This is a genomic window from Soonwooa sp. T0.1_25, assembly GCF_057652215.1.
Map to the genome: position 1 here is coordinate 43,765 of NZ_JBYFBZ010000007.1, position 14,908 is coordinate 58,672.

At 35.4% G+C, this 14,908-nt stretch carries 17 protein-coding genes; 8 read left to right on the forward strand and 9 right to left on the reverse strand.

The window, feature by feature from the left end:
- Window positions 1–162: 162 nt before the first annotated feature.
- The gene (locus tag AC23MB_RS10215; protein ID WP_487787191.1) at window positions 163–1,485 is read left to right on the forward strand and encodes a DUF58 domain-containing protein; all 1,323 of its coding nucleotides are present in this window, start codon (window positions 163–165) and stop codon (window positions 1,483–1,485) included.
- A gap of 92 nt (window positions 1,486–1,577) precedes the next feature.
- Entirely contained in the window at window positions 1,578–1,997 is a 420-nt protein-coding gene (locus AC23MB_RS10220) for an OsmC family protein (RefSeq protein ID WP_487787192.1), read from the forward strand.
- 73 nt (window positions 1,998–2,070) lie between these two features.
- On the opposite strand, the gene AC23MB_RS10225 is transcribed toward AC23MB_RS10220, so the two are convergent.
- Both AC23MB_RS10225 and rho read right to left on the reverse strand, forming a co-directional pair.
- Window positions 2,071–3,021, reverse strand: coding sequence for an isopenicillin N synthase family dioxygenase (locus AC23MB_RS10225; RefSeq protein WP_487787193.1), 951 nt, complete (start codon window positions 3,019–3,021; stop codon window positions 2,071–2,073).
- A 225-nt stretch (window positions 3,022–3,246) separates the two neighbouring features.
- Entirely contained in the window at window positions 3,247–5,031 is a 1,785-nt protein-coding gene (rho, locus tag AC23MB_RS10230; RefSeq protein WP_487787194.1) for a transcription termination factor Rho, read from the reverse strand.
- Window positions 5,032–5,201: 170 nt separating this feature from the next.
- On the opposite strand from rho, the gene AC23MB_RS10235 reads away from it, so the two are divergent.
- The 6 genes from AC23MB_RS10235 to AC23MB_RS10260 all read left to right on the forward strand — a co-directional run bounded on the left by AC23MB_RS10235 (window position 5,202) and on the right by AC23MB_RS10260 (window position 9,083).
- Complete coding sequence (locus AC23MB_RS10235; protein WP_312322723.1) at window positions 5,202–5,591, forward strand: DUF4293 family protein; 390 nt, start codon at window positions 5,202–5,204, stop codon at window positions 5,589–5,591.
- Window positions 5,592–5,694: 103 nt separating this feature from the next.
- Entirely contained in the window at window positions 5,695–7,533 is a 1,839-nt protein-coding gene (locus tag AC23MB_RS10240; protein WP_312322724.1) for an ABC transporter ATP-binding protein, read from the forward strand.
- Between the two features lie 268 nt (window positions 7,534–7,801).
- Complete coding sequence (locus AC23MB_RS10245; RefSeq protein ID WP_313029381.1) at window positions 7,802–8,050, forward strand: hypothetical protein; 249 nt, start codon at window positions 7,802–7,804, stop codon at window positions 8,048–8,050.
- Window positions 8,051–8,194: 144 nt separating this feature from the next.
- Window positions 8,195–8,377 (forward strand): hypothetical protein, encoded by a 183-nt coding sequence (locus AC23MB_RS10250; protein ID WP_312324141.1) that lies wholly within the window; start codon window positions 8,195–8,197, stop codon window positions 8,375–8,377.
- A gap of 185 nt (window positions 8,378–8,562) precedes the next feature.
- Window positions 8,563–8,916: a hypothetical protein gene (locus AC23MB_RS10255; RefSeq protein ID WP_313029376.1), complete on the forward strand. Its 354-nt coding sequence runs from the start codon at window positions 8,563–8,565 to the stop codon at window positions 8,914–8,916.
- On the forward strand, window positions 8,889–9,083 hold the full coding sequence (locus AC23MB_RS10260) for a T9SS type A sorting domain-containing protein (protein WP_374329719.1): 195 nt from the start codon (window positions 8,889–8,891) through the stop codon (window positions 9,081–9,083). Before AC23MB_RS10255 ends, AC23MB_RS10260 begins: the two co-directional genes overlap by 28 nt.
- A 43-nt stretch (window positions 9,084–9,126) precedes the next feature.
- On the opposite strand, the gene AC23MB_RS10265 is transcribed toward AC23MB_RS10260, so the two are convergent.
- The 7 genes from AC23MB_RS10265 to sufB all read right to left on the reverse strand — a co-directional run bounded on the left by AC23MB_RS10265 (window position 9,127) and on the right by sufB (window position 14,895).
- Complete coding sequence (locus AC23MB_RS10265; protein ID WP_079667685.1) at window positions 9,127–9,648, reverse strand: hypothetical protein; 522 nt, start codon at window positions 9,646–9,648, stop codon at window positions 9,127–9,129.
- Between the two features lie 40 nt (window positions 9,649–9,688).
- The gene (locus AC23MB_RS10270; protein ID WP_312324145.1) at window positions 9,689–10,153 is read right to left on the reverse strand and encodes a hypothetical protein; all 465 of its coding nucleotides are present in this window, start codon (window positions 10,151–10,153) and stop codon (window positions 9,689–9,691) included.
- Entirely contained in the window at window positions 10,147–10,710 is a 564-nt protein-coding gene (locus AC23MB_RS10275; protein WP_312324146.1) for a hypothetical protein, read from the reverse strand. Before AC23MB_RS10275 ends, AC23MB_RS10270 begins: the two co-directional genes overlap by 7 nt.
- Before the next feature lie 35 nt (window positions 10,711–10,745).
- Window positions 10,746–12,059, reverse strand: coding sequence for a Fe-S cluster assembly protein SufD (gene sufD, locus AC23MB_RS10280; protein ID WP_419308988.1), 1,314 nt, complete (start codon window positions 12,057–12,059; stop codon window positions 10,746–10,748).
- A 77-nt stretch (window positions 12,060–12,136) separates the two neighbouring features.
- Window positions 12,137–12,880, reverse strand: a complete 744-nt coding sequence (sufC, locus tag AC23MB_RS10285) for a Fe-S cluster assembly ATPase SufC (protein WP_374329725.1) — start codon at window positions 12,878–12,880, stop codon at window positions 12,137–12,139.
- A 136-nt stretch (window positions 12,881–13,016) separates the two neighbouring features.
- Complete coding sequence (locus AC23MB_RS10290; protein ID WP_313029365.1) at window positions 13,017–13,409, reverse strand: four helix bundle protein; 393 nt, start codon at window positions 13,407–13,409, stop codon at window positions 13,017–13,019.
- A gap of 37 nt (window positions 13,410–13,446) precedes the next feature.
- A complete protein-coding gene (gene sufB / locus AC23MB_RS10295) occupies window positions 13,447–14,895 on the reverse strand; it encodes a Fe-S cluster assembly protein SufB (protein WP_487787195.1) in 1,449 nt (482 codons plus the stop codon).
- Between the last annotated feature and the right edge of the window lie 13 nt (window positions 14,896–14,908).

The window sequence follows — 14,908 nt, forward strand, 5'->3', positions numbered from 1 at the left end:
GGTTTAAAAATACACATAACATGAGCCGCAGTTACAATTGCGTCAAATATTCATGACAGATAACACTTGCTTATCTTCATCTTTTGAAAAATGATAAATGCATTAATAAAATCTCTTAACGCAAATTAAAACCTACGACCCAACACCTCGTAACCAAAGACTATGAAAGCACTTTACCTCAACAACAGATTATTCTTCGCGCTAATGCTAGCGGGCTTTATCTACGTGTTGGCTTTCTTTTTTCCAATACTGATTTGGCTCGCACATATTGTTGTAATCTTGATTTTAATTCTAGCTTTCGTTGATTATCTTATTTTATTTAAAGTAAAAGACGCGATAAAAGCACAGAGAAGTCTGCCAGAAAAGCTATCAAACGGCGACCAAAACCCAGTAAGAATCGATGTTAAAAGTCATTATCCTTTCAAAACTAGGATTAAAATTATTGATGAAATTCCGTTTCAGTTTCAGAAGAGAGATTTCTTTATCCAGAAAGAATTGAAAGCCAAGTCAGAAATTTCAATGCAATATATTTTGGAGCCGAAAGAACGCGGCGAATATAGTTTTGGAAGCTTAAATGTCTTTGCAAATTCACCGATTGGTTTTGTTGCTAAACGTTTTCAGTTTCAAAAAGATGCATTGTTACCGAGCTATCCATCATTTATACATCTTAGAAAATATGAATTGATGGCGCTGCAAAATGAATTTCAACTTGGAGGCATAAAAAAAATTCGCAAGCTAGGACACACCATGGAATTTGAACAAATCCGCGAATATGCGCAAGGCGACGACATCCGAAGCATCAACTGGAAAGCGACTTCCAAAACCACTCGATTGATGGTCAACCAATACCAAGACGAAAAATCGCAGCGGATCGTGATGCTCATTGACAAAGGTCGCACGATGAAAATGCCCTTCAATGGATTGAGTCTTTTAGATTACTCGATTAATGCGACGATGACTTTGTCACATATTATTCTTAAAAAAGGTGATCGCGCTGGCATGATGGCTTTCTCAAAAAAAATGGAAAATCGTGTGCCAGTTGACAATAAATCTGGGCAACTTCGCAAGATTTCTGAGGCTTTGTACAACATCCAAACTAACTTCTTCGAGAGCGATTACAACCGACTTTATCAAGACGTGAAATTTAGTCTCAACCAACGAAGTTTGGTTTTACTATTTACAAATTTTGAAACTTTGGATGCGTTAAATCGCCAGATTAAATATTTAAGAGGTATTGCTAAAAACCATTTATTGGTAGTTGTATTTTTTAAAAACGCAGAAATTAATACCTTATTAAAAACCAATCCTGAAAGCATCCAAGAAATCTACGACGAGATTATCGCTGAGAAATTTGAGTTCGAGAAAAAACTGATTATTCAAGAATTAAAAAAATACGGAATCTACTCTGTTTATACACTTCCGGAGAATCTCAACATCGATGTTATCAATAAATATTTGGAGATAAAAGCGCGCGGAATTTTGTAATTTTACATGAGAATTCTCGACACAATTTTTCTTGCTTCGCCTCGAAAAACCACTCGAATTGACGCACAAAGTAATACAATAAAAATTTAAAAATGAAAATACAACTTAATAGAATCAACGACGATTATTTATTTGAATGTAGTAATCAAAATGGACATTCGATTTTAATTGACAATACCTCAAAAGAAGGCGCAACAGGTGTTTCACCAATGGAAACAGTTTTGATGGCAGTTGCTGGATGTAGCGGAATTGATGTTGTTTCTATCTTAAAAAAACAGCGTCAAACGATTACGGATTTCAAGGCGGACGTTGAAGGTGAGCGCGTACAAGTTGATGATGCAAAACCTTTTAAACACATTAAAGTGATTTTTAAACTAGAAGGGGAAATCGACCCTAAAAAAGCTCAAAAAGCAGCAGAACTATCTTTTGAAAAATATTGTTCTGTCTCTAAAACTTTAGAACCTAATGTTGAAGTTAGCTACGAAGTATATGTTAATGGAGAGAAAGCTTAGTTTAAACTAAAATTTTAGATAAGAAAAAAAGTCAGCATTTACGCTGACTTTTCTATTTTTTGAAAGAATGGTTTTATTTTTTAATCAAACCTAATTCTATTAATCTTTCTGTTAAAAATTCTCCTGCAGTAATGTCGTCGAAAGCTTTTGGATGGTCATCGTCAATTGTATTTTCTAGAACATTTAATGGCATTTCACTAATTGGATGCATAAAGAACGGAATTGAAAAACGTGAAGTGCCCCACAATTCTCTTGGTGGATTTACAACTTGATGAATTGTAGATTTCAGTTTGTTGTTAGAATGTCTTGATAGCATATCACCAACATTAATCACCAATTCGTCATCTTGCGCAATCGCATCAATCCATTCGCCTTTGTGATTCTGAACCTGAAGTCCTTTACCCTGTGCGCCCATTAACAACGTAATCAAATTGATGTCACCGTGCGCCGCTGCTCTCACAGCATCTTTTGGCTCATCTTGGATTGGTGGATAATGAATAGGACGCAGAATTGAATTTCCGTTAATGATGTAATTATCAAAATAAAACTCGTCCAAGCCTAAATAAATAGCCAACGCTCTCAACACATAAATACCCGTTTTTTCTAGTTTCTGATAAGCTTCTTTACCAACTTCATTGAATTGTGGTAACTCATCAACCATTACATTTTTAGGATATTCAGCTTCTAGTTTTGGATTGTTTTCGACGTATTGTCCAAAGTGCCAAAACTCCTTAAGATCGCCCGTTGTACGACCTTTTGCAGATTCTTTACCAAAAGAAACGTAACCGCGTTGTCCTCCAATACCTGGGATCTCGTATTTAGCTTTGGTTTCTAATGGAAGGTTGAAAAAGTTGCGTACTTCTGAGTACAGATTTTCAACCAATTGGTCATCTAGAAAGTGACCTTTAAGTGCTACAAAGCCGATGTCTTCGTAGGCTTTACCGATTTCATTTACAAATTTTTGTTTACGTACCGGATTATCCGATAGGAAATCACGCAAGTCAACACTAGGAATGTTTTGCATTGTTTGTAATTTTTATACGAATGTAAATTTAAACAATTTTTCAAAGGCTATAATAAAATTTTATCACAAATTATTTTAAACGACAAAAGCCGCAAGAAAAACCGTAAAGTTTAAATTTAAGAAAAGTAAAACTATTATATAATTTCGCCCATTTTTTTTAAAAATTTAATCAAAAAAAACAGCCTTATTTTCATAAAGCTGTTTTTGACTATGTAAAGAAAAATCTTATTTGTTCATCGACATTAAGAATTCTTCGTTGTTGCGTGTGTTCTTGATATTCTTCATCACAAAGTCCATTGCTTCTACAGGATTCATATCAGAAAGATATTTTCTCATAATCCACATACGTTGCTGCGTTACTTCATCTTGAAGCAAATCGTCACGACGCGTACTCGAAGATACCAGATCCACGGCTGGATAAATACGTTTGTTGGCAATTTTTCTATCCAATTGCAATTCCATATTACCAGTTCCTTTGAATTCTTCAAAAATCACTTCATCCATTTTTGATCCCGTGTCGATAAGTGCTGTTGCGATAATTGTCAACGATCCACCACCTTCAATCTTACGGGCAGCCCCGAAGAAACGTTTTGGCTTGTGAAGTGCATTGGCATCAACACCTCCAGAAAGAATTTTACCAGATGCTGGTGTCACCGTGTTGTAAGCTCTTGCCAAACGCGTGATAGAATCTAACAAAATCACAACATCGTGACCACATTCTACCATTCTTTGCGCTTTTGACAACACAAGATTAGCTACCTTAACGTGCTTTTCCGCAGCTTCATCAAATGTAGAGGCGATCACTTCAGCATTCACACTTCTTTGCATATCGGTAACTTCCTCTGGACGTTCGTCGATCAAAAGCACCATCATGTAAGCTTCCGGATGATTTGCAGAAATAGCGTTGGCGATATCTTTTAATAAAATCGTTTTACCAGTTTTCGGTTGTGCAACAATCATCGCACGCTGACCTTTACCAATTGGTGCAAAAAGATCTACAATTCTAGTTGAAATCGTTGAATTTCGTCCAGCCAAATTAAATTTCTCTTGAGGGAAAAGTGGCGTCAAATATTCGAAAGCTACACGATCTTTGATAAATTCTAAATCTCTCCCGTTAACTTCTGTTGGTTTTTGTAATGAAAAGTATTTTTCACCTTCTTTTGGAAGTCTCACGATACCTTTAACAGTATCACCAGTTTTTAGACCATAATTTCTGATCTGCGCCGTCGATACATAAACGTCGTCTGGCGATGAGATATAACTAAAATCTGAAGAACGTAAGAACCCGTAGTTGTCTGGAAGAATCTCCAAAACGCCTTCGATGGTTACAAGTCCATCAAAGTTAAATTCTTTCTTAGCTGGCACTTCTTCCTGCTGAGATTGTTGTTCCTTATTCTGATTATTTTGGTTGTGATTGTGTTGTTGGTTGCCGCGGTTTTGGTTTTGTTGACCTTGAGAATTCCTGTTTTGGTGTTGCGGCTTTTGCGTTTGCTGTGGTTTGGGAGCTGCTGCTTCTACTGGTGTAGTGCTTGTTGTGCTCTCTGGCTGAGTTTCTGCATTGTTAGCTTCTTCAGCTTTTGGTTCTTCCGTTTTTGGAAGTCTCTTGCGAGGTCTCTTCGTTGTTTTGTCTGCTTCCTGTTCCGAAGTTGCTTCTGCTGTTGGCGTTTCTGCTACTGGAGCAGCAACTGGTTTTTCTTCAACTTTCGCTTCTTCGACTGGGGCAGCTTCTGTAGCAACTGGCTCTGGCTTAGCTTTTGGCTTTCTTCCAGGTTTTTTGGCTGGTGTTGCTTTTTGTACTATTGCTTCTTCTTTAATTTCCACTTCCTTCATAAGTTGGTTGTTGGCTTCTAAGTAGGATTTTATTTCGGTTTGATGCGTTGACTGATAATCTAAAATCGCAAAAACCACTTGTTCGTGTTCGGGTTTTCTACTGATTTTAACGCCTAAATCTTTTGAAATTTGAGTCAATTCGTCGAGCGACTTTGACTTCAGCGTATCAATGTTAAACATAAATGTTGTAAAAAATTGTATTTTAAAACTTTGTAAGTAAGAAAGTTAAACCAGGCGGCTTAATTATTTTCTGAGTGATTACTATGCAAATCTACATTAATTTTTGAAATACGCAAAAATTATTTTAAATTTGCCTAATCTTTTAAAGATAAAGAAGATACTAAAATTTTATGATCCAAAGAATACAGTCCGTTACCATGTTCTTTGCTGTATTATCAGCAGTCTTTTTATTTTTGACTTCGCAAGATGTTGTCATTGTAGAAAGTTTACCGGTAATGCTTATTGCATGTATTGTCCTAGTACTTTTGGGCTTGCTAAGTATTTTTAGTTTCAAAAATAGAAAAAGACAAATTCTACTGAACAACATCAGTATGGTTATAAACGCTTTGTTGATCGGTTTGTTGGGGTATTGGTTACTAAGTTTATCCGGAGGAATTAGTTTTCCTGAGAAGGGTATTGAGCCAATTTTCCCGTTGTTGGCGATTATCTTTTTACTCATGAGTAATTTGTATATCCGTCGCGACGAGAGGCTCGTAAAATCTGTCGACCGTCTTCGATAAATCACACAACGATTTTTTTGAGTTTAAACAGCTTCTTATTAAGGAGCTGTTTTTTTTATGTTGTTACGGAAATGCATTACATTTGTAGCTTAATAAATTTTCAATGAATTTATATAGAAGAATTCTACGATTTGCTGCTCCACACCAAAAATATATCTACGCTAGTTTATTTTTCAATGTTTTATATTCACTATTCCAGATAGCATCGTTAGGGACAATTTTGCCCGTTTTAGGGATGTTGTTCGGAACTATTAAAATGGAAGACAAACTTGTAGAACCAATTTATGATGGGCATATTTCACACTATTTTAATTACCTTAAAGAATATTCGTATTATTATATTCAATCTCAAGTTAACGAAAAAGGCGCATTAACGGTTTTGGCTTGGCTTTGTTTGATAACAGGATTCATGTTTTTACTACGTAATATTTTCCGTTATCTAGGCGCATATTTACTTATTTTCTATCGTGTTGGCGTGACAAAAGACTTGCGAAGTGCGATGTATAATAAGATTTTAGCTTTGCCAGTTTCGTTCTTTACAGAACAGAGAAAAGGTGATTTAATGTCGAGAATGTCGAACGATGTTGGCGAAGTCGAGAGTAATATTTTAGGAAGTTTGGTGGATTTAATCAATTCGCCATTCATGTTAATCAGCACTTTGGTGACCTTATTTTATCTAAGTCCGCAATTAACTTTATTTAGTTTAGTGGTTTTACCAATCATGGGAACACTTATTTCTTTAATTGGAAAAAGTCTTAAAAAAGATTCTCACGAAGCTCAAAATGAATTAGGAAACATCTTCTCTATCGTTGATGAAACCTTAAAATCCACTAAAATTATTAAAATCTTTAATGCTGATAAATTACTAAGTAACCGCTTTTCTGGTTCGATGACAAAATGGATTAATAATTCTGTAAGTCTTGGTCGCAAAAAAGAATTAGCATCACCAACCAGCGAGTTTTTGGGTGCGTTAACTTTTTTAATGATTACTTGGTATGGCGGTAAAGAGATTATCGTTAACCAAAGTATTCGTCCAGAAGATTTCTTGGTATTTTTAGGTATTTTCTTCCAAATTTTACCGCCTATCAAAAGTCTTTCTTCTTCGATTTCTAATGTACAAAAAGGTGAAGGATCTTTGGTTCGTGTGATGGATATTTTGGACGCTGATGTTAAAGTTGATGAAATTCCGAATCCTGTGCCAATTTTTGAGCTAAAAGACAAAATCACTTTTGAAAACGTTGGTTTCTATTACAATCAAGAACATTTAATTCTAAAGAATTTTAATTTAGAAATTAAAAAAGGACAAACTGTCGCTCTTGTTGGACAAAGTGGAAGCGGAAAAACAACGATCGCAAACTTGCTAACGCGTTTCTATGACGTGTCAGAAGGCAGTATTAACATTGATGGCGTTAATATTAAAAACTTAAACTTAAAACAATACCGTTCGATTTTAGGAATGGTTACACAGGAGTCGGTTTTGTTTAACGACACAGTTTATAACAATATTGCGATGGGTAAAGAGAATGCAACTCGCGAAGAAATTATCGAAGCTGCGAAAATTGCTAACGCCCACAACTTTATCGAAAGTCTTCCTGAAGGTTACAACACCAATATCGGCGACGATGGTAACAAACTTTCTGGCGGACAAAAACAACGTGTTTCAATTGCGAGAGCTGTTCTCAAGAATCCTCCAATTATGATTTTGGACGAGGCAACTTCTGCGTTAGATACAGAGTCTGAACGTTTTGTACAAGATGCTTTAGAAAAAATGATGGAAAACAGAACTTCGCTTGTTATTGCTCACAGATTATCAACCATCCAAAAAGCTAATCATATTGTTGTGATGGAAAAAGGTGAAATCGTCGAACAAGGCAGCCATCATGATCTTATGGAAAAAAATGGTGTCTACAGAAAATTGGTTGAGTTACAAAATTTTGAGTAGGTATAAATTTGCTTACAATCTATTTTAAATATAAAGTGATGTCAAATCTGGCATCATTTTTTTTTGTCTTTTTTAAATTTTAGTTTTAAAATGAATGAATTTTTAAAAGACATCATAAATAATCCAAAGCAACGAAAACAGCATAAACAACTCTCCTATTGATATTTACACTAATTAAAATATCAAGATTCATGAATTTTAAAACACTTAATTTTTTAATAAAAAAAGGCGCTTAGTATTTTTGAGCATCAGATATTTAATAAAAATCATGAAAAAAATCTACTTAGGCGTTGCAATTAGTTTATTATCCATTACATTTTTATTTTCGCAAAAGAAGTTTAACTTTCTTAATCAAACATTTGGGACTGCTATTTACGGCATTAATAAAAACGGTCAAGGTGTTATGGGTTTAAGATATTATAATTTTGCTACAAATACGCTTACCGCTGCCGAATCACAAGTTGGAGCTCTTGCATCAGTCAACGATAACGGACAATATGCAGGCGCTACTTTTTAGGATGAAGTCAATTATATTTTTCAACCAAATTTTAAAAAATCTAGCAATTGGCAAGCAATTCCTGGGTTTTCGGAGTCTGTCCCAAGTCAATCTCAATTTACAACTTACAAAATTTCGCCAAACGGAAAATGGGTTGTTGGGCAAATGTCAATTGGAACAGAACAATACGGAATGTTTGTTTTCAACACCGAAACAATGGAAATGAAACGCGTGATCGGTGGCGATTATGAGCATTATGCCGCTTATAACGTTAACGATAACGGAATTGTCGTAGGCTGCGCTGACCTTTACGGGACTTGGTACAAAAAGAACGCCTGTCTATCTTAATGTTAATGATATGCAGGTTAACGAATTTTCGCCAAGGCCTTCAGCCATTCTTAATGCGGCAGGCGGCATCAATGCGAACAATATCATTGTTGGAAATTATAAAAACCAAGCTTTTTATTACGATCTGAACAATAATAATTTCCAATCAATAGATAATTCCTGCAGGTTCTATTTCGTGCTCTTTAATGGACATCTCCAATACTGGAGTTGCTTTTGGTTTCGCAAGTATGAGCGGAAATTCCAGAAAAGCTGTCATTTATCATCCTTCAATGAGAAATACTACCATGTATTTAACAGATTTTCTGTCTTCTAACGGAATCGATTTTTCGACAGCAACAGATCAAACTTTAGGAACTGCATCAATAATTTCTTCAGATGGAAAATATATTGGAGGCTTCATCAACTCAACAATGGCAGCATTTGCGTATGGTTGTGCTGTTTATCTAGATGACGCAACTTTAGGAACTACCAATAATCTTACGACATCCAAAATCTCATATATCTTAATCCCGTGGCGGATAAATTTAGTAAAAAAATAAATGAAAATATTTCTAACATCGAAGTATACAATATCGCTGGAACAAACACTCAAATTCTAAAAACACAAAACAATGAAATAGATGTCCGTCATCTGTTGCCTGACACTTACATTATCAAATTTAATATTGGTAATACAGTCTTTAGCGAAAAATTTATTAAAAATTAATTGTGATCCCCAAATGAAAAAGAGCGAAAATTTCGCTCTTTTTTTATGCTTGATTATGTTGAATATTATCAATTAAACTCAAAACTTTTAATTTTTGATCTGCATATTTAGCTTGAAGTTCAGATCCTTCGCCCATTCTTCGATAATATTCTAAAGCTTTTTCTGCAAAGAATTTTTTGTGATAATCACTAACATCGGGAACATTGGGAAAATTGGTATGGAATAACATTTCGTAGTAAGCTTGCCATTCGCGTTCGTTTTTGTCTTCCAGCATCATTTCAGGAGATTTTTGTCGGACGTGCAACATCTCGTGAGCAATCATATTAATAACTAAATTAAATTCAAAATCAAATAAATTTCGGGGTATTAAAACCATTTGACGCTCACCAATATCACCATTTGCAGTCAACAAAATAGAGTTTTTCTCTAACTCGTCGCGAAAACCAAAACCTTCTAAATTTGGATGATCGAGCTCAAATTCATAAACAAGAAATTTAGCCAAATCCAAAATTTGATTGTTCTCTTTATAAGCATTAATGTTAAACATCAGCTGATCGTAATTCATCCTATAAATTTTCACGAATGTAAAAAAAACTTTGTTTGTGCTAAATGTTTTTCTCGCCTTTATTCATTTTCTTCATCGCATTCACCTTCACCTTTCTAAACGGTCGAATCATTTTTTTAATTGGTCGAAGTGATCGTAAATAAATGGTTACAACCAAAGAAATACAAGCTGCTGTTCCGAGCGCGCCACCAAAACCTTTAAATTCTTTGGAAATATTGTGATAAATCAAAGTGAAAATAATTGGAGCGATAAATAAATTGAAATTTTTAAAATGTTTTCTTGACGAAATCATCCCAATGAAAGTTGATCCAATCACGATGAACGGAATATCTTTCGGTAAATCAAAATGCCAAAACCACGTATTGAACTGGTAAAATCCGCCAACCAACATGGCTATTAACCCTGACGCTCGAACGGGACCTAATTTTAAATTTTTGTTTAAATGATAGGTTAACCAAGCGCCAGAAGTGGCTAAAACGATATTGATGATCAGCGTTTCTACCATGGCAAAAATAATTTATAGATGACATACGCGTACAAAACGCCCATAAAAGCTAAAGTTCCCAATTTTCCGCCAATTCCATGGAAATAATGATGCGAAAACGTATAAAAAACCGCCGTTAAAATCGTTGAAAGAAATATAAAAATATAACCGTACGGAAGTTGCGTCATACCCACGAAAGCGCCACAATAGATGGCAATCGGCCAATGCGCCGCCGATTTCATTTGATATTCTATATTTCGTGTAAAACTTCCTGTAAAACCTACCAATCCTGCAGCAAAAACGGTGTTTAAACCAACAGTAGTTTGTAAAAAATAGGTTGCAAAACTTCCTATCAAAAACCAAACGAACAAATCGTAATGTACTTCGTGTTTATGCTCGATGTGCAAACGGTGTTTTTTTCGATAGGACAAAGCCATTCCCAAAACAATCAACGAAAAAGCAATGAGAAACCAAGGTTTCAAAGTTTTTTCTTTGATGATGGCCACAATAAAATAAACCTGCGCAGCGATGAACAGGAATAATAATATTTTGGGAATTACTTTTTTAAAATTTTGCATTTAAATAAAAATAGGGCGATTAACGCCCTACTTCTTTATTCTTCAATAATCAAATCTACGCCTAATTTTTCGGCTAAGAGTTTTGAAATTTTTAATTTTAGCGGCTCAATATCAATATTTTGCATGGCATCGTTTGCGAAAGCGTAAAGCAACAAAGCTTGCGCTTCATTTTTCGAAATTCCTCGTGCACGAAGGTAAAACATCGCATCTTTATCCAATTGTCCAACCGTACAACCGTGCGAACATTTCACGTCATCAGCGAAAATTTCCAACTGAGGTTTGGTGTCGATTGACGAACCTTCAGAAAGCAAAATATTGTTGTTTTGCTGATAAGCATTGGTTTTTTGAGCAATTTTATCTACAAAAACTTTTCCGTTGAAAACCCCATGAGATTTTCCACCGAAAATTCCTTTATAGTTTTGGTACGACTCACAATGCGGTTGATTGTGATGAACCGCCGTATGATGATCCACCAATTGGTCTTTATCAATCACCGTAATTCCGTTCATAAACGAATTAATATTACTTCCGTTTTGAATAAAATCAAGGTTATTTCGCACCAATTTTCCTCCAAAAGAAAAGGTATTTACTGTTGCTAAACTGTCTTTTTCTTGTTTTGCGTAGGTATTATCAATCAAATACGATGTGTCGCTGTCGTTTTGAAGTTTATGCCAATCTGCTTTTGCATTTGGATAAACGAAAATTTCCGTCACCGAATTGGTGAACGTAAAACTTTCATCAAAATTATGATGACTTTCAATAACTTCTACTTTCGAATTTTCTTCAACAATTAACAAGTTACGTGTATTGTAAAACGTGTTTTCTTGTTGATTTTGAGAAAGATAGAACACATGAATTGGTTTTTCAATCACCGTGTTTTTTGGAACGTGAAGGAAAAATCCGAATTTGCAATAGGCATCGTTCAAATCCACAAATGGGTTGTTTTCCAACGCAATGGTATTGAAATATTTATCGAAAACCGCTTTATGTTTTTCATCATTCAACGCATGGTTGAAAGACAACATTTCGATATTCGCAATCGAAATTTTCGACAATTCTTTGTGCAATTCTCCGTTTACAAACACGATGTAATCGAAGTTATCCTCGCCCAAATGCAATTCATCAATTTGCTCTTTCGTAATGTGATGCTCATTGATTGGGAAAAAATTGTATTCTTTTTTTACAATTTCCGCAAGGTTGGTGTATTTATATTCTTCGTCTTTCTTTGTTGGAAAGCCCAATTCAGCAAACTTTTGCAAAGCCGCCTTTCTTTTGTCATCGAGAAAACGATGCTTCAAGCTTTCTAAAAAAGAAGTATGTTTTTCTAAAATTTGGTCTAATAGAGCCATTTTCCTGTTTTGAGTTTAGGGTTTATGGTTTAAGGTTGTGCGTTTCCAAACATGAAACATTGAACTTCAAACATAAACTATTTAAGCAGCCAATCGTAGCCTTTTTCTTCTAATTCTAATGCAAGAGATTTGTCTCCTGTTTTGATGATTTTTCCGTCCGCTAAAACGTGTACGAAATCGGGTTGAATATGATTCAAAAGTCTTTGGTAGTGCGTAATTAAAAGCACAGCGTTTCCTTCATTTCTGAATTTATTAACACCATCCGAAACAATTCTCAAAGCGTCGATATCCAAACCTGAATCGGTTTCGTCCAAGATCGCTAATTTCGGATTCAGCATCATCATTTGGAAAATCTCATTTCTCTTCTTCTCACCACCCGAAAAACCTTCGTTTAACGAACGAGAAAGGAAATCTTTTTTAATTTCCAGAAGCTCAGATTTTTCACGAATCAACCCCAACATTTCTTTTGCTGGCATATCTTCAAGACCGTTTGCTTTGCGGTTTTCGTTCATTGCCGCTTTAATGAAGTTCGTTACCGAAACTCCTGGAATTTCCACTGGATACTGAAACGACAAGAAAATCCCTTTGTGCGCTCTTTCTTCTGGTGCATCTTCGATGATATTTTCACCTTCGAAAAGGATTTCACCATCCGTTACTTCGTAATCTTCTTTACCAGCAATCACCGATGAAAGCGTAGATTTACCAGCGCCGTTTGGCCCCATAATCGCGTGAACTTCACCCGGTTTTATCTCTAAATTGATTCCTTTTAAAATTTCTGCGCCATCTTCAATTCTGGCGTGTAAGTTTTTAATTTCTAACATTATTGATGTTTGAAGGTCTAAAGTCTAAAGTTTAAAGTTCGAGGTTTAAGGTTTCATGTTTAAAGTTCAAGGTTTGAACATTTAAAGTTCTTATGTTATTTGAAAGCCATTTTCCTTTATCATTAAACAAAAAACACTATTTATACTTGTTTCCTTTTATTTCTGTTTTGGAAAGATAAGTTATAAAGTTGCTTATTTTTCCGCTTAAATTTTGCAATTCTAAAAGCAAAGATTCAAAATTTTCTTGGTCGAAATATCCAAAATCATATGCTCTATAAACTTGAGAGCGAACTTCTCCAACCGAACCTTTCGCAACCGAAAGAAATTGTTTGAATTCTTTTGTTCCTCCTCTTTCAAATCCCTCTGCTGCGTTGTCCATTACTGAACCAATCGCTGCTAAGATTTGACTTTTGAATCTATGATCTCTTTTTAATTCTTCGTTTGCTTGAATTAAGTCATAAAGTTTTTTTGAAATTCTGCGAGCTTCAATCCAAATTTCTAAATCTTCGAATCTTGTGATTTTTCCCAACTTTAAACTTTATACATTAAACTCAAAACAAAACGTATTATCCTACACTTCCCTCTAAAGAAATTTCCAGAAGTTTTTGAGCTTCAATGGCGAATTCCATTGGGAGTTTGTTGAGAACTTCTTTGCTGAAACCATTTACGATTAATGCAATTGCTCTTTCGGTGTCGATTCCTCTTTGGTTGCAATAGAAAATTTGGTCTTCACCAATTTTCGATGTTGTTGCTTCGTGCTCCAATTGTGCGGTTGGGTCTTTGATTTCGATGTATGGAAAGGTGTGTGCTCCACATTCATTCCCCATCAGTAAAGAATCACACTGTGAGAAATTTCTCGCTCCTTTTGCAGACGGCATTACTTTTACCAATCCACGGTAGGAGTTGTTCGATTTTCCTGCAGAAATACCTTTAGAAATAATCGTTGAACGAGTATTCTTACCAATATGAATCATTTTTGTACCTGTATCTGCATATTGATGCATGTTGGTAACGGCAATCGAATAAAATTCTCCGATTGAATTATCACCTTTCAAAATACAAGATGGATACTTCCAAGTTACGGCAGAACCGGTTTCCACTTGCGTCCAAGAGATTTTTGCGTTTCTCTCACAAAGTCCTCTCTTTGTTACAAAGTTGAAAACCCCTCCTTTTCCGTTTTCATCACCTGGATACCAGTTTTGTACGGTTGAATATTTAATTTCTGCATCATCCATTGCGATTAATTCCACAACAGCGGCGTGCAATTGGTTTTCATCACGAGATGGCGCAGTACAGCCTTCCAAATACGAAACATAACTTCCTGCATCTGCGATAACAAGCGTTCTTTCGAATTGTCCTGTTCCAGCTTGGTTGATACGGAAATAAGTAGAAAGTTCCATTGGACATTTCACACCTTTTGGAATGTAACAGAATGAACCATCAGAAAACACTGCTGAATTCAATGCTGAATAAAAATTATCACCTCTCGGAACAACAGTTCCCAAATGTTTTTTAACTAGATCTGGATGATTTTTAATCGCCTCAGAAATCGAGCAGAAAATAATCCCTTTTTCCGCCAACGTATCTTGGAACGTCGTTTTCACGGAAACTGAGTCCATTACGATATCCACAGCAACACCAGCCAAACGTTTTTGCTCTTCGATGTTGATACCTAATTTTGCAAAGGTTTTCAAAAGTTCTTGATCAACTTCGTCTAGACTGGCTAATTCTGGTTTCACTTTTGGAGCAGCATAATAACGAATTGCCTGAAAATCTGGCTTTTCGTATTTGATGTTCGCCCAATCCGGTTCTTCCATTTTTTGCCAAATTCTGAAAGCGTCCAAACGCCAATCGGTCATCCATTCTGGCTCCTCCTTCTTTTCCGAAATCATTCGGATAATATCTTCATTAAGACCCGTCGGAAAATCGTCATACTCGATGTCGGTATAAAAACCGGCTTCGTATTCTTTGGTTTTAAGATCTTCTCTTAGATCGTCTTCTGTGTATTTTGACATTTAAGATTAATTA

Excerpts from the sequence above, each read along its gene's own strand:
- AC23MB_RS10215 (WP_487787191.1), top strand. The coding sequence starts at position 163 with ATGAAAGCACTTTACCTCAACAACAGATTATTCTTCGCGCTAATGCTA.
- AC23MB_RS10220 (WP_487787192.1), top strand. The coding sequence starts at position 1,578 with ATGAAAATACAACTTAATAGAATCAACGACGATTATTTATTTGAATGT.
- AC23MB_RS10225 (WP_487787193.1), bottom strand. The coding sequence starts at position 3,021 with ATGCAAAACATTCCTAGTGTTGACTTGCGTGATTTCCTATCGGATAAT.
- rho (WP_487787194.1), bottom strand. The coding sequence starts at position 5,031 with ATGTTTAACATTGATACGCTGAAGTCAAAGTCGCTCGACGAATTGACT.
- AC23MB_RS10235 (WP_312322723.1), top strand. The coding sequence starts at position 5,202 with ATGATCCAAAGAATACAGTCCGTTACCATGTTCTTTGCTGTATTATCA.
- AC23MB_RS10240 (WP_312322724.1), top strand. The coding sequence starts at position 5,695 with ATGAATTTATATAGAAGAATTCTACGATTTGCTGCTCCACACCAAAAA.
- AC23MB_RS10245 (WP_313029381.1), top strand. The coding sequence starts at position 7,802 with ATGAAAAAAATCTACTTAGGCGTTGCAATTAGTTTATTATCCATTACA.
- AC23MB_RS10250 (WP_312324141.1), top strand. The coding sequence starts at position 8,195 with ATGTCAATTGGAACAGAACAATACGGAATGTTTGTTTTCAACACCGAA.
- AC23MB_RS10255 (WP_313029376.1), top strand. The coding sequence starts at position 8,563 with ATGGACATCTCCAATACTGGAGTTGCTTTTGGTTTCGCAAGTATGAGC.
- AC23MB_RS10265 (WP_079667685.1), bottom strand. The coding sequence starts at position 9,648 with ATGAATTACGATCAGCTGATGTTTAACATTAATGCTTATAAAGAGAAC.
- AC23MB_RS10270 (WP_312324145.1), bottom strand. The coding sequence starts at position 10,153 with ATGGTAGAAACGCTGATCATCAATATCGTTTTAGCCACTTCTGGCGCT.
- AC23MB_RS10275 (WP_312324146.1), bottom strand. The coding sequence starts at position 10,710 with ATGCAAAATTTTAAAAAAGTAATTCCCAAAATATTATTATTCCTGTTC.
- sufD (WP_419308988.1), bottom strand. The coding sequence starts at position 12,059 with ATGGCTCTATTAGACCAAATTTTAGAAAAACATACTTCTTTTTTAGAA.
- sufC (WP_374329725.1), bottom strand. The coding sequence starts at position 12,880 with ATGTTAGAAATTAAAAACTTACACGCCAGAATTGAAGATGGCGCAGAA.
- sufB (WP_487787195.1), bottom strand. The coding sequence starts at position 14,895 with ATGTCAAAATACACAGAAGACGATCTAAGAGAAGATCTTAAAACCAAA.